This window comes from Mesorhizobium sp. M0768 (assembly GCF_040320195.1).
Classification (GTDB): Bacteria; Pseudomonadota; Alphaproteobacteria; order Rhizobiales; family Rhizobiaceae; genus Mesorhizobium.
The window spans coordinates 19,489-32,432 of the sequence record NZ_JAMYPD010000036.1; the positions used below are offsets into that span (position 1 = coordinate 19,489).

The following is a 12,944-nucleotide window of genomic DNA, read 5'->3' on the forward strand; positions in this document are numbered from 1 at the left end:
AGCGATAATATGCAACAATTGCAAGACATTATTTACTGGAAGAGAATGGTGCGATGGATCGCCTGACGGCGTTGCAGGTTTTCCGCCAGGTGGCGGAACTGAACAGCTTTGCCGAAGCCGGACGGCGGCTCGGTCTCTCGCCTCCCGCTATCAGCAAGAACATCGCCGAGCTGGAGGCGCATCTGGGGGTGCGGCTCATCAACCGGACAACGCGGCGCATGGCGCTGACCGAAGAGGGCAGGATCTACCTGGAGCATGTCACGCAGGGGCTCGATGCGCTGGCCAGGGCCGACCAGGTGCTCGGCCCGATCAAGACGGCGCCGAGCGGCACGTTGCGGGTCAGCGCGCCGATGACTGTCACGTTGACGCGGCTTTCGGCTGCCATCCCCGAGTTTCTATCGCGCTATCCCGATTTGAAGCTCGATCTGCACCTTGACGACAGGCGCGTCGATATCGTGCGGGAGGGATTTGACCTTGCCATTCGCGGCAGCGACAATCTCGAGGATTCCAGCCTGGTCGCCAGAAAGCTTGCGGTCATGTCGCACGTGCTTTGCGCAGCTCCGTCCTATTTCGAGAAGCATGGCCGGCCCAAAGCGCCTGCCGATTTGAAGGCGGCCAATTGCATCCGGTTCAGCCTCTCGGGGCATGCGGACATATGGGAATTCCGCAAGGACGGCCGCACCGAGCGGATCGCCATCGACGGACGATACTCGGTTTCTTCAAGCCTTGCCGTGCGCGATGCGTTGCGTGCCGGCTTCGGCGTCAGCCTGATCCCCTATCCCTATGTCGAGAGCGACCTGAAAGCAGGCCGGCTGCAATCGGCTCTGGATGACTGGGACAAGGTCGAAACCACGCTCTACGCGGTCTATCCGGCACGGCAGCATCTTGCCCCGAAAATCCGCGTCTTCCTTGATTTCCTGATCGAGGAATTCAGCCGGGACAAGGAGAAGCCGTTCGTGCCTCTCCGGCGTGAAGGCTCGGCAAAGCGCGGTGTCGGGGAGGCGACGGAGGCGGAAAATCAAGCTGAGATATTGCCGTCGATTTCATCTCCTTGACACGCCTCCAAATCCGGACTTTGTGGAGCTATGCAGGACGCGAAGCCGAATAAGGGAAAGACAGCGGCCGAGGCGTTCGCCGAACGCACGAGCGGTATTCGCCGGGCCGATGCGGCGCGCATGCCGGGATCGAGCGTGCATGCGTCGCTGGCCAACGAGATCGGGCTGAGGATCGTGCGCGGCGACTATCCGCCGGGAACCATCCTGCCCAACGAAGCCAAATGGTCGGAGACCTTCGACGTCAGCCGCTCGGCGGTGCGCGAAGCCATAAAAATGCTGATGGCGAAGAGCCTATTGGCGTCACGCCCGAAAATCGGCAGCTGGGTCGAGCCGAAGGAACGCTGGAACCTGCTCGATCGCGACGTGCTGGCCTGGTACGCGACCTCGCCGGACCGCGAGGTGTTCCTCAGGACCGTGCAGGAATTCCGCCACATCATCGAGCCGGAGGCCAGCGCCTTTGCCGCGATGCGGCGCACCGATGAGCAGATGGCCGAGATCAGCCAGGCCTGCCGCGAGATGGGCGAGGCAACCAATCTGCAGGAGCGCACCCGCGCCGACACGCGGTTCCACCTCGCCATCCTGCGGGCCTCGGGCAACGATCTGCTGGTGCCGCTCGGCGTGCTGATCGAATCGGCATTCGATCATCTGTTCGCTTATACCACGCGGGAATTGGACGATTTGCAGCATGCGCAGAGGCTGCATGAGGCAATCGAGAAGAGCATCCGGCTGCAGCGGCCGGACGCGGCGCGCAATGCGGTGCGCAAGCTGCTGGCCAATACCGACAGCGTCATCAAGTCCAGATAGCCGCCGCCACACATTCAAACAGTCGGATTGTGTCGGTGCGGCCGCCGATGGTGCGCGCTTGACCAATGTTTGCCGGCGAGGTTTCGGCACGAATGGTTCCCGTCAATCGATACGAAATGGGTCTGTTTGACGAACCGGCTGCCGATTAGCTTCCAGATGCGCAAGTCGCTTGGGTCGACCTTAACAACAAGCATAGGGGAAATCGGCATGAGCATGAAAAATGGGCTATCGAAAATTGGCTTCCACGTCAGCCGGGTTGTCGCCATTTCGGCGGTGGCCTTGCTGCCGGTCTTCGGCGCAGCGGCCATGGCGCAGGACAAGGATATCTCGATCTACTTTGTCGGCTGTGCCGCACCGACGGGCTTTCATGGCTATCTGGCACGCGGCGCCGAGGAGGCCGGCAAAAACCTCGGCGTGAAGGTCACCTATATTTTCCCGGATCAGCTTACCATCCCAAACCAGGTGCAGAAGATCGAGGAGGCGATCGCCGCCCAGGCCAACGGCATCGCCATCTGCGCCTTCGCCGAGGATTCGTCCTATGCCGATGTCGCCGCGCGCGCCAAGGAAGCCGGCATTGCCTTCGGCAGCGCCGCCGCGCCGCCGTCCGGCTCGCAAGTGCGCGATCCCAACGATTTCTTCCTGTTCCGCACCGGATCTGATGAAGCGGCGGCGGGCAAGTTGACGGCGCAGCGACTGGTCTCGATGGGCGTCAAGGGCCGCGTCGTGGTCGCCAATCAACAGCCGGGCGACGCGAGCTGCCAGCTCAGGGCGACGTCGCAGATCGATGAGCTCAAGAAGGCCGGCATCGAGGCCGACTTCCTCGAACTGACCATGGATCCGGGCCAGCAGGCGGAAGCGCTGTCAAATTACCTGCGCGTGCACCCCGATACGGCCGCAGCTACGAGCACATGCGACGTGATCGATGGTTTCCTCTCCGCCAAGGCAGATAGCGGCCGGGACGACCTGGTGCTCACCGGCTACGACATCGTCGCGCAATCGCTCGATGCGATAAAGGATGGCCGGCAGGCGTTCACCATCGACCAGCAGCAGTTCTGGCGCGGCTACATGCCTGTGCTGCTCCTGACCCACTACCTGAAATACGGCCTGATCGAAGGTAATTACTTCCTGACCGGTCCGACGGTCGTCGACAAGGACAATGTGGAGCGCGTCTCGGCATTGGTGAAGGAGGGCTATCGCTGATGCACGCCGCCCAAAAGTCCATCAGTGGTTTTTGGACGACAGCAAAAACCTAGCACGCGTCCAGGACGGGCGGCCAAGCCGCCCGTTCGCCATCTTCGTGGCCACTCTTGTATCGGGGTGACGGCATGAACGAACAGCCCGGGCCGAATGCGGCCAACAAGCCTTCCTCCCGTGTGGTCGCCGGCGAGGCGCTGAGACGGCTGATGCTGCGGCCGGAGGCGACGTCGATCGCGGCCGTCGTCATCCTGTTCCTGGTCTTCACCGCGCTCAGCCCGCAGCTTTTCCCCACCAGGCTGTCCTACATCAGCATCATGGCCGTCGCGGCCGAACTCGGTATCGTCAGCGTCGGCGTCACGCTGCTGATGATCGGCGGTCACTTCGACTTGTCGGTGGGCGCGGTGCTCGGACTCACCTCGTTCGTCTGCGTGGTGCTGATGCGCGACTTCGGCCTGCCACCGATCGTCGCCGCGCCGGTCGCGGTGGCCGTCGGAGCCGCGCTTGGCTGGGCCAACGGCATGATCGTGGTCAGGTTCCGCATCCATTCCTTCGTCGTGACGCTCGGCACCATGCTGATCTGGCGCGGCATACTGATCGCGCTGACCGGCGGCTTTCCGATGACGGTCGCCATTCCGCCTGGGTTCAAGGCCATAATGGCGGGTCCGCTGCTTGCCGGCTTTCGTATGTCGATGCTGTGGTTCCTGGCAATCGGGCTGGCAGGCACCTTCCTGCTGGCGCGCACCAGGTTCGGCAACTGGATCCAGGCACGTGGCCAGAACGAACAGGCGGCGCGCAATCTCGGCGTACCGGTGGACCGCGTCACCGTCATCCTGTTCATGATCACATCGGCGCTGGCAGCCATCGCCGGCGTCATCCAGGTTGCCCGCTTTTCCTCCGTCGACGCATTGCGCGGCGAAGGCATCGAACTGCAGGCGGTAGCCGTTACCGTTATCGGCGGGACGCTGCTGGCCGGCGGCTACGGCAGCGTCATCGGCACCATTCTCGGAGCCGTCACCTTCGGCATGATCCAGGTCGGCCTGGTGCTGGCAGGCGCTCCCGGCCATTTCTTCCGCACGCTCACCGGCGTCATTGTCGTCGGCGCGGTCATCCTCAATACCTCGGTGGCGCGCCGCATCGCCAAATCCAGGCCGATGGGCGGCTTCAAGCGCGACAGCAATGCTGCCGACGCGGCGATTGCCGGCAACGCCGCAACGGCGGAGATACGGCCCGCCGGCAGCCTGGCGAAGGAGAAGACGCGATGAGCGAGCCGTCTGGCCTGGATGCCCAGCGCGGGGCCCGGCTGCCGGCCGGCAGCGGCTCCGACGACCTGACCCTTCGCCGCCCTCCGGTCGAGCCGGTCGCTGCCGGCGCGGTGCCGGTGATCGAGGCTGTCAACCTGTCGAAAGGGTTCGGCGCCACCACCGCGCTGGTCGACGTGTCGCTAAGCGCCTATGCCGGACGCATCCTGGCGCTGCTGGGCGACAACGGCGCCGGCAAATCGACCTTGATCAAGATCCTGTCCGGCGTCTTCCCGCCGGACAGGGGAGAATTGCGCTTCAACGGCGAGAAGGTGGCTTTCGCCAACCCGGCTCAGGCGCGCGAACGCGGCATTGCCACGGTGTTCCAGGACCTTGCCGTCTGCGAATTGCTGTCGGTCACACGCAATGTCGTGCTCGGCCGCGAACCGCTGAAAGGTTTCGGACCGTTCAAATGGCTCGACATGAAACGCGCCGACGACATGGCGCGCTCGGCGCTGCATCAGCTCGGGGTGCGCTGGGAACGCGGCCTGGACGAACGCGGCGTCAACATTTCCGGCGGCGAACGCCAGTCCCTGGCAATCGCAAGAGCCATGTTCTTCGGATCGTCGCTGCTTGTGCTGGATGAGCCTACGTCGGCTCTGGCCGTGCGTCAGGCAGGCCGGGTGCTCGAGCATATTCTCAGGGCACGCGAGCAGGGCCAGGCGGTCATCCTGATCACCCACAATTTCCGTCACGCGCTCTCGGTGGCCGACGATCTGGTGGTTCTGGCGCAGGGGCGCGTGGCGGGCCGGTTCCGGCGTGACGAGATCGAGCTCGACGAATTGACCGACCTCGTTGCCCGTGTCGGGTGAGATGACAATGCAGCAGTTCAGGAGCAGGAAATGACCGTAAAGACCGCAAGGAAGCGTGTCGTCATCCACGAGGACGACGTCGGCATGAGCCATGGCGCAAATGTCGCGTTTTTCGAACTGTCGAAGTTCGGCACATGCAGTTCCGGTTCGGTGATGGCGCCATGCCCGTGGTTCCCGGAAGCCGCTCAGATCGCCGTCGCCAATCCCGATTTCGACCTCGGCGTGCACTTGACGCTGACCAGCGAGCAGAAGCCGTATCGCTGGCGTCCGCTGACCAACCCGCCCAAATCGGCTGCGATGACTGACGAGTTCGGCTATTTCTGGCCGACCGTACCGCAGGCGCGCAAAGCCCATCCCGATGCGGTGGAAGCGGAACTGCGTGCGCAGATCGAATGCGCCATCGCTGCCGGCATCGACATCACCCATCTCGACGCTCACATGGGCACGGCGCAGATGCCGGAATTCATCGCCATCTATCGCAAGCTCGGCCGGGAATACCGGCTGCCGGCGCTGCTGGTGAAGGACCTGTCGGGCTACAACCCGGCGAGCTATGCCGGTGAGCTGGACATTGCCCGCTACGATGCCGAAATCGTAAAGGCGCAAGCGGCAGGCGAACCGGTGTTCGACATCGTTCTGGAAACGCCCTGGGCGCGCAAGACGGATGCGCAGACGGCCTACCACGCGATGTTTGCCAGAATCCCGGAGGGGTTGAGTTTCCTGTCGCTGCATTTCAACACGGTAGGCGATTTCGAGGCGATCAATCCTCCGGATGCCCATCTGCGGACCGAGGAATACACGTTGTTCAAGACGGCGCGCGTCAAGGCGTGGATCAGCGAGTTCGACATCGAGGTGATCGGCATGCGCGGCATGCGTGATGAACTGCGCGCCGCCAAGATCTGAAAGCCGACGATCTTATGAGGCCAGATGCCGCCGGGTCAGCCCGATCAGCAGCGCCTGGTCGCGGGCAGCGTGTTCGGGTGGGTTGACGAAGGCATCGCCATTGACGATCGCCGCCCAGAAGCCACGCATCTCCTCGACGAAGGCTTCGGCGTAGCCGGCCCGCAAATCACGCTTCGACAGCGTGTGACCGTCCGAGGTCGTCACCGTCAGCCGGGTCGGATGATGGTTGAGCCAGGGCGAGGGGAATTCGAGCTCGAGGCTGGCATCGTCGAAGAACAGCGTGATCCGCTCCTTGTAGTCGGCGAGCTTGGGCACGGTGAGATGCGTCATGGTCCACAGCGCCTGCCCGTCCAGCAACTTGACGGCGCCCTGGCCGCCGTCGCCATTGGCAAAGATCTGCGCGCCGACGACCTCGCCGTCCGGCACGCCGAGCGCATCGAGCAGGCCATGGACGGCGTTGACATCGTGAATCAAGGCCGAGCTATAAGCGCCGGTAAATCCACGGAAAGCGAGATCGGTCAGATGCACGCCGACGGCCTCTTCGACCTGGCGCTTCTGCTTGGCGGCGACAGTGGCGACCATGTCTTTTGGGATATCGGTACCGCGCCTGTAGGGCTGATGGGCGATGAACGGCCAGGCGTCGGGATCGTTTACCTCCACCGAGACCGCGCGCAGCCTGCTCGATGTTCCAGGCAGCGAAGCGAGCGCCAGCCGGTAGCTCGGATCAAAGCGCTTCATATAGCCGACCTGAACGATTTTCCTGGCGGCATCGCGCGCGGCGATGATCTCGGCGATTTCCGCCAGCGAATAGCAGAGCGGCTTTTCGCAAAAGACGTGCAGGCCGAGCGCCAGGGCCGCCAGCACCTGTTCGTGATGCAATGGGTCCGGCGAGCCGATCACCACCGCGTCGAGGCGCTGGTCGAAGAGCTGGTCGATCGTTTCGAAATTGGCAATGCCATGGGTGTCGGTGACGAACTGCCGCGAAATCTTCGAGGGATCGGCGACGCCGACGACCTCGAACAATTCGCCGAGGCGCAGCAGATTGGGGATATGCTCTACCTGCGAGATCATGCCGGCGCCGACGACCCCGACGCGTATCCTGCTCATGCCATCATTCCCCGCAATGTCCGATTGTCAGCTCAAGGCGCCGCAGGCGGCCGGTTGCCGATCTGGGCGAGCAGGCCGGCAATCTCCGCCTCGACGGCTTTCAGATCCTCGCCGCCCGACATGATCGAGATGACCTCGTCGCGCGAAATCTCGGACTTGGCGTAGGTGCCGCGATTGCGGCCGCGGTTGAGCAGCGTGAAGGTGTCGCCGACCGGATAGGCATGGTGGATGTTGTGGCTGATGAAGATCACGGCCAAACCCCGCATGCGTGCTTCGATGATGAACTTCAGCACCATCGCCGCCTGGTGGACGCCGAGTGCGGACGTCGGCTCGTCGAGAATCAGCACGCGTGCGCCAAAATGCACGGCGCGGGCGATCGCCACCGACTGGCGCTCGCCGCCCGACAGCGTGCCGACGGCCTGCGTCGGATCGCGCACGTCGATGCCGATATCGGCCATCGCCTGCCTGGCGATGGTGTTGGCGCGCTCTTTGTCGATGCGCGAGAAGGGCAGGCTGCTTTTGGTCGGCTCGCGGCCGAGGAAGAAGTTACGGGTGATCGACATCAGCGAGATCATGCCGAGGTCCTGGAACACCGTTGCCACGCCGAGCTCCTGCGCGTCGCGCGGGCTGCGGAAGGTGACCGGCTTGCCGTCGACCAGGATTTCGCCCTTGCTCGGCCGATAGACGCCGGACAAAACCTTGATCAGCGTCGACTTGCCGGCGCCGTTATCGCCGAGCAGGCAGTGGACCTCGCCCGGATAGACCTTGATGTCGATGTTCTGGAGGGCGCGCACCGAGCCGAAATTGACGCTGACGCCGCGCAGTTCCATTGCCGGTTCGGTCATTTGGGCCGGTTCGGTCATTTGGGCCGGCTCGGTCATTTGCCACCTCCGCGGCCGAGCGCCTTCAGCCTGATGTAGTTGTTGACCAGCACGGCCATCAGGATGACGATGCCGAGGAAGACCTTGAACCAGTCGGTGTCGATGCCGGTGTAGAAGATGCCCATCTGCACCAGCCCGAAGATCAGCGCGCCGAACAGCACGCCATAGACGGTGCCGTAGCCGCCGGTGAGGAGCACGCCGCCGATGACGGCGGCGATGATCGCCTCGAATTCCTTGAGCAGGCCACGCGTGGTGTCGGCGGAGCCCGCCTCCATCACCTGGATGGTGGCAAGCAGCGTCGCCGCGCAGGCGGTGTAGATGAACAGGCTGATCTTGACGCGATCGACCGGCACGCCGACGTTGCGGGCTGCGATCAGATCGCCGCCGGTGGCGAAGATCCAGTTGCCGTATTTCGTCTGGGTAAGCACGTAGCCGGCCAGCGCCGTCAGGCCGAGCCACCAGACGATCGACATCGGAATGCCGGCGACGAACGGTATGCCGTCGCTGCGGATGGCGATCCAGCCTTGCGCGCCCATCCAGTGGAACAGGCCGGTGAGCAGATGGCCGTTGAAAATGCCGGCCGTTGCCGGGTCCGGTGCGCCTTCGAGTATGTAGGGGATCTGGGTGCGGCCGGTGACGGCGCGGGTGATGCCGATCGACAGTCCGCGCAGGATATAGAGGGTGGCGAGCGTGACGATGAAGGAGGGCAGGCGCGTCTTCACCACGATCAGGCCGTTGAGATAGCCGGTGAGGATGGCAACGGCGAAGGCACAGGCGATGCCACCCCATAGCGGCAGGCCCCAGTACTTCACCGTCAGCCCGATGACGACACCCGCAAAGCCGACCATGGAGCCGACCGAAAGGTCGAACTCGCCGGCGATGATGAGGAGTGCTGCCGCGGTGGCGACGATGCCGAGCTCCGCCGACAGCGTCAGGAAGGTCATCGATCCCTGCAGCGAATAGAGGTTTGCCGCGCCCGGCAGCAGCGCAAAGATGATGATCGTCGCAAGCAGCCCACCGGCGGCACCGGCTTCCGGCCGGCGCAGCCACTGGGTCAGCTTGCCGGTGCTGGCCAGCCGCTCGTCGGCGCCGGCGGCCCGCTTCGACGTCATGCCGAAGCGGTCGGTCGCCTTCAGTTCGCCCGGAGATATAGCCTTGTCTTCCACGACCGCCATTAGGCTCTCCAATCGCTCAATTCGCAATCTTCGAACGGATCGGGAGTGCGCTTGGCGCATTCTCCCGTTCCGTCGGAGCGCTTGCCTAGCGGATGCCCTCTTTGGCGAGCGCCAGGATCGCCTTGGCTTTTTCCGGCGAGTCGATGAACAGCGGTCCGGTATAGGCGTTGTTCTGCGGCCAAAAGCCGTGCGTCGCTTGCTCGACCAGATAGATCACCGGCAGATAGCCCATCAGATATTGCTGGGCATCCATGCCGAAGCCCATTTCGCCGGCGACGACAGAGTCGAGGACCTCCGGGCTGATGTCGAATGTGTAGAGCTTGAGCTTGCCGAACAGTTCCTTGTCGCGGAACATCGGGATCAGCGGGTTGGCGGCGGTGGCGCCGAGCGCAAAGACGGCCTGCGTGTCGGGATGCGCCGACAGATAGGCTTCGGTGCGGCGCTGGATGTCTGCGGGATCCGGCGCCACGGCCAGAACCTCGGTGCCGCCGCCGGAGGGCTTCAGCCCGTCATTGAGGCCCTGGCAGCGCTGGTCGAGGCTGACATTGCCGACCTCGTGGTTGATACAGACGACCTTGAGCGTGCCTTCCTTGGCCAGCCGCTCGCCGGCCTTCTTGCCGGAATCATATTCGGAAACGGTGCCGACATAGAGCGTCGTGCCGAGCTCGGCGCCTTCCTTTTCGCCGGAATCCAGAACCACCATGGGAATATTGGCGGCAAGCCCGGATTTGACCGATTTGCCGAGCGCATTGGCGTCGGCGATGGAGACGGCGATACCGTCCGGCTTGGTGGCGATAGCGGCGTCGAGAAGCCGGGCCTGCTCGACCACGTCGAAGACCTGCGGCGCGTAATATTCGACCTTGGCACCGGTAAGGGCGGCCGCGTCATCGACGCCGCGCTTGACCACCGACCAATAGGGATCGGACGCCGACCCATGCACTACGAAGGTGATGCGGACGTCCTTCGGATCCTTCAGGCCCGCGGCATGCGCGCTACCCGTCATCAGGCCCGCCGAAACGAAGGCGCCCAATGCCACTTTCAGAAGCGTTTTCATCTTATTCTCCCATTTGTCGTTGCAGTTCCAATCCCTCTGGCGCCGTTTTCCGGCCGCGACGATCGGCTCACGTTGCGGATCGGGTGGCCGCTTTGCGGGCCTTTGCCGACGCCGATCGCTGTTCGCCCGCGGTGTTGCCGCGGGCTGTTGTTGATGATCGCCCGGCCGAGAGCGCTGCGCGAAGCTCCTCGCGCAACGGCTTCATGCCGATGACGTCGATCGGCTGTGCGGCGAGCCAGTCGCGAAAGCCCTGGTCGCGGAACAGCTCGTACTCTTCGGTGCGGATATAGGCGGAGCGCGGCTCGATCAGCTCGAGTTCACCGGGCGCGTTGCAATGCAGGCAAAAGAAGGTCAGGCCGTCGCGCACGCCGTCGATGAGCGCCTTGTAAGCGGGCTCGATCGGCCTGGAGCGCGGCCGGCCCCAGGTCGTCTGGATGGCGGCGTCGAAAATGGCAAAGCCGCCGGCGCGGGCCAGCGCCACGCCGCGCTGGAACGCCTCCTCGGTGACGCCGACCAGATTGTCGTTGGGGGAATAGGCGGACAGGGTCTTGGTCAGCAGTACGGGCAGCTGATATTCGAGCCCGAGCTTGATGTAGATGTTGCAGAATTCCGGCGACAATGCCGCGCCCATATGCGCGTCGAGATGGGTGACGTCGATGCCGGCGCGATAGGCGGTGTCGATCTGGGCGCGAAGCTCGGCCTCGACCGCGTGCGGCACCGCTTTGCGGCGCGTGGTCGCCACGTCGGGCCAGAAGAAACCGAACTCGTCGGTCAGGCCGGCAGCCCGCGACGGTGCGGTCAACGGCCGCCATTTGTAGTGCTGCTTCTCGCTGTTCAGCGTCAGGTGGACGCCAAGGTCAAGGCCAGGATTGGCGGCGGCGCTTTCGGCCATTTCGAGGAACCACGGGCACGGCACCATCACCGCGCCGGAACTGCAGACGCCCAGCCCGCTCAATTCGAGGAAGGCGCTATTGGCGCCGTGGCACATGCCGACATCGTCCTCGTGGAGCACGATCCGATTGCTGGAGCCGGCGGCGTTCACGACCGGCCGCCTTTCCGCCGGCACGCCGGTTTCGAGGGTCTTCCAAAGTGTGTCCCGTATTTCATGGAACCAACCGTTTGCCCAACTGGCCGGAATGGAACGCCGAAACCTGCCGTTCCGACAGGGCCACTTTGGCGAATTCGGATGGGTACGATTTGCCTGCCGGCTGAGACACTTAGCTGCCGATTTCCCCAATCACGGTTCAAAACCAGTCATAGGAACCGTCTTCCGGGCGCAGATGGCTTGGTCGAATAGCGGCGGAGTGGTTCTTTCAAACTGTGCCGACAAGCCTACAGCTGTCCACACCATCAAGCGACCACATTATCAAGTGACCCACACTATCAAGTGACTGGAGGCCTGTCATGTACACCGCCGGCGAAGAGGAAATCGAAGCCATTGCCAGGGTGATCCGCTCGGGCGCGCTGTTTCGTTACGGCAAGGACAGCGAATGCGACCGCTTCGAGGCCCGCTATGCGCAGCATCTTGGCGTCGAGCATTTCGCGCTGGCCGCCAGCGGCACCTATGGGCTCGCCGCCGGCCTGATCGGCCTCGGCATCGGCCCGGGGGACGAAGTGCTGGTGCCGGCGCACACCTATATGGCGACCGCGACCGCGGTGCTGTCGGTCGGGGCCATTCCAGTCATCGTCGACATCGACGAGAGCCTGACCATCGATCCCATCGCCTTGCGCGATGCCATCGGGCCGCGCACCAGGGCGGTGATCCCGGTGCATATGTGGGGCGCGGCCTGCAACATGAATGCGATCATGGACATTGCTGCCAAGCGCGGCTTGCTGGTGCTGGAGGATGTCTGCCAAGGCATCGGCGGCGGCTATGAGGGCCGCAAGCTCGGCTCGATCGGCCATGCCGGCGCTTATTCCTTCAACTACTTCAAGAACATGACCTCGGGCGAGGGCGGCGGCATCGCCACCAGCGACCCGAAAGTGGCGGAGCGGGCGCGCTGCGCCATCGACCCTTGCCATTTCTACTGGCAAGGCAGAAGCGACAGCATCAAACCCTTCGCCGGCATCGGCGCGCGTGCTTCCGAACTGATGGGGGCGATGCTCAACGTCCAACTCGACCGGCTGGACGGCATCATCGAGGCGATGCGGGCCGAGAAGAAGACGGTGCTGGCCGGTACCCGCCACCTTAGCAATCTTGGGCTGACGCCGTCGCCGATGAACAGCGCGGACGATGATTGTGCCGCACAGGTGATGTACCTGCTGCCGAGTGAGCAGGCGGCGCAGACTTTTTCGAAGACCATTCCGAGCGTCGTTGCCGGCAAGACCGGCCGTCACAATTTCACCCAGTGGGACCAGGTGCTGATGCATGAAGGCGCGCATCATCCGGCGCTCAATCCTTACGCACTGCCTGAGAACCAGGGCCTGCGGCTGGATTATCCCGACGACCTCGGCAAGCGCTCGCTCGACATCCTCAACCGCACCGTGATGGTCGCCATGAACCCAGCGCACAGCGATACCGACATTCAGGACATGATCCACAACATCGACGCGGCGGCGCGGGTGGCGCTGGAGCATGCTTCGCTCGATGATATCGAATTGCGCAAGGCGTCACCGGTTGATCTGCAGAAGTTCGACAGTGTGAACTAGACCAGATCCGGC

At 63.7% G+C, this 12,944-nt stretch carries 12 protein-coding genes; 7 read left to right on the plus strand and 5 right to left on the minus strand.

The features are described 5' to 3' along the window. Positions 1-53 precede the first annotated feature (53 nt). The 6 genes from NKI08_RS29380 (at position 54) to NKI08_RS29405 (ending at position 6,066) form a co-directional block, all read left to right on the plus strand. A complete protein-coding gene (locus NKI08_RS29380) occupies positions 54-1,055 on the plus strand; it encodes a LysR family transcriptional regulator (RefSeq protein WP_352774467.1) in 1,002 nt (333 codons plus the stop codon). Positions 1,056-1,085: 30 nt separating this feature from the next. Further along, a complete protein-coding gene (locus NKI08_RS29385; RefSeq protein ID WP_352475451.1) occupies positions 1,086-1,859 on the plus strand; it encodes a FadR/GntR family transcriptional regulator in 774 nt (257 codons plus the stop codon). A gap of 207 nt (positions 1,860-2,066) precedes the next feature. Further along, positions 2,067-3,059: a substrate-binding domain-containing protein gene (locus NKI08_RS29390; RefSeq protein ID WP_352542459.1), complete on the plus strand. Its 993-nt coding sequence runs from the start codon at positions 2,067-2,069 to the stop codon at positions 3,057-3,059. Between the two features lie 125 nt (positions 3,060-3,184). Then, complete coding sequence (locus NKI08_RS29395) at positions 3,185-4,318, plus strand: ABC transporter permease (RefSeq protein WP_352774469.1); 1,134 nt, start codon at positions 3,185-3,187, stop codon at positions 4,316-4,318. Continuing rightward, a complete protein-coding gene (locus NKI08_RS29400) occupies positions 4,315-5,166 on the plus strand; it encodes an ATP-binding cassette domain-containing protein (RefSeq protein WP_352542457.1) in 852 nt (283 codons plus the stop codon). The genes NKI08_RS29395 and NKI08_RS29400 overlap by 4 nt, the downstream gene beginning before the upstream one ends. A 30-nt stretch (positions 5,167-5,196) precedes the next feature. Continuing rightward, positions 5,197-6,066, plus strand: a complete 870-nt coding sequence (locus NKI08_RS29405; protein ID WP_352774472.1) for a polysaccharide deacetylase family protein — start codon at positions 5,197-5,199, stop codon at positions 6,064-6,066. 12 nt (positions 6,067-6,078) lie between these two features. On the opposite strand, the gene NKI08_RS29410 is transcribed toward NKI08_RS29405, so the two are convergent. The 5 genes from NKI08_RS29410 to NKI08_RS29430 all read right to left on the minus strand — a co-directional run bounded on the left by NKI08_RS29410 (position 6,079) and on the right by NKI08_RS29430 (position 11,325). Beyond that, complete coding sequence (locus NKI08_RS29410; RefSeq protein ID WP_352774474.1) at positions 6,079-7,173, minus strand: Gfo/Idh/MocA family protein; 1,095 nt, start codon at positions 7,171-7,173, stop codon at positions 6,079-6,081. A 32-nt stretch (positions 7,174-7,205) separates the two neighbouring features. Continuing rightward, entirely contained in the window at positions 7,206-8,018 is an 813-nt protein-coding gene (locus tag NKI08_RS29415; protein WP_352647081.1) for an ATP-binding cassette domain-containing protein, read from the minus strand. Between the two features lie 32 nt (positions 8,019-8,050). Beyond that, positions 8,051-9,166, minus strand: a complete 1,116-nt coding sequence (locus NKI08_RS29420; RefSeq protein WP_352774494.1) for an ABC transporter permease — start codon at positions 9,164-9,166, stop codon at positions 8,051-8,053. A 148-nt stretch (positions 9,167-9,314) separates the two neighbouring features. Next, complete coding sequence (locus NKI08_RS29425) at positions 9,315-10,283, minus strand: rhizopine catabolism ABC transporter substrate-binding protein (RefSeq protein WP_352774475.1); 969 nt, start codon at positions 10,281-10,283, stop codon at positions 9,315-9,317. 67 nt (positions 10,284-10,350) lie between these two features. Continuing rightward, positions 10,351-11,325, minus strand: a complete 975-nt coding sequence (locus NKI08_RS29430) for a polysaccharide deacetylase family protein (protein WP_352774477.1) — start codon at positions 11,323-11,325, stop codon at positions 10,351-10,353. 362 nt (positions 11,326-11,687) lie between these two features. Between NKI08_RS29430 and NKI08_RS29435 the strand changes: the two genes are divergently transcribed. Then, on the plus strand, positions 11,688-12,932 hold the full coding sequence (locus NKI08_RS29435; protein ID WP_352774479.1) for a DegT/DnrJ/EryC1/StrS family aminotransferase: 1,245 nt from the start codon (positions 11,688-11,690) through the stop codon (positions 12,930-12,932). Positions 12,933-12,944 lie beyond the last annotated feature (12 nt).

Excerpts from the sequence above, each read along its gene's own strand:
- NKI08_RS29385 (WP_352475451.1), top strand. The coding sequence starts at position 1,086 with ATGCAGGACGCGAAGCCGAATAAGGGAAAGACAGCGGCCGAGGCGTTC.
- NKI08_RS29410 (WP_352774474.1), bottom strand. The coding sequence starts at position 7,173 with ATGAGCAGGATACGCGTCGGGGTCGTCGGCGCCGGCATGATCTCGCAG.
- NKI08_RS29415 (WP_352647081.1), bottom strand. The coding sequence starts at position 8,018 with ATGACCGAACCGGCAATGGAACTGCGCGGCGTCAGCGTCAATTTCGGC.
- NKI08_RS29405 (WP_352774472.1), top strand. The coding sequence starts at position 5,197 with ATGACCGTAAAGACCGCAAGGAAGCGTGTCGTCATCCACGAGGACGAC.
- NKI08_RS29390 (WP_352542459.1), top strand. The coding sequence starts at position 2,067 with ATGAGCATGAAAAATGGGCTATCGAAAATTGGCTTCCACGTCAGCCGG.
- NKI08_RS29435 (WP_352774479.1), top strand. The coding sequence starts at position 11,688 with ATGTACACCGCCGGCGAAGAGGAAATCGAAGCCATTGCCAGGGTGATC.
- NKI08_RS29425 (WP_352774475.1), bottom strand. The coding sequence starts at position 10,283 with ATGAAAACGCTTCTGAAAGTGGCATTGGGCGCCTTCGTTTCGGCGGGC.
- NKI08_RS29395 (WP_352774469.1), top strand. The coding sequence starts at position 3,185 with ATGAACGAACAGCCCGGGCCGAATGCGGCCAACAAGCCTTCCTCCCGT.
- NKI08_RS29400 (WP_352542457.1), top strand. The coding sequence starts at position 4,315 with ATGAGCGAGCCGTCTGGCCTGGATGCCCAGCGCGGGGCCCGGCTGCCG.
- NKI08_RS29380 (WP_352774467.1), top strand. The coding sequence starts at position 54 with ATGGATCGCCTGACGGCGTTGCAGGTTTTCCGCCAGGTGGCGGAACTG.
- NKI08_RS29420 (WP_352774494.1), bottom strand. The coding sequence starts at position 9,166 with ATGACGTCGAAGCGGGCCGCCGGCGCCGACGAGCGGCTGGCCAGCACC.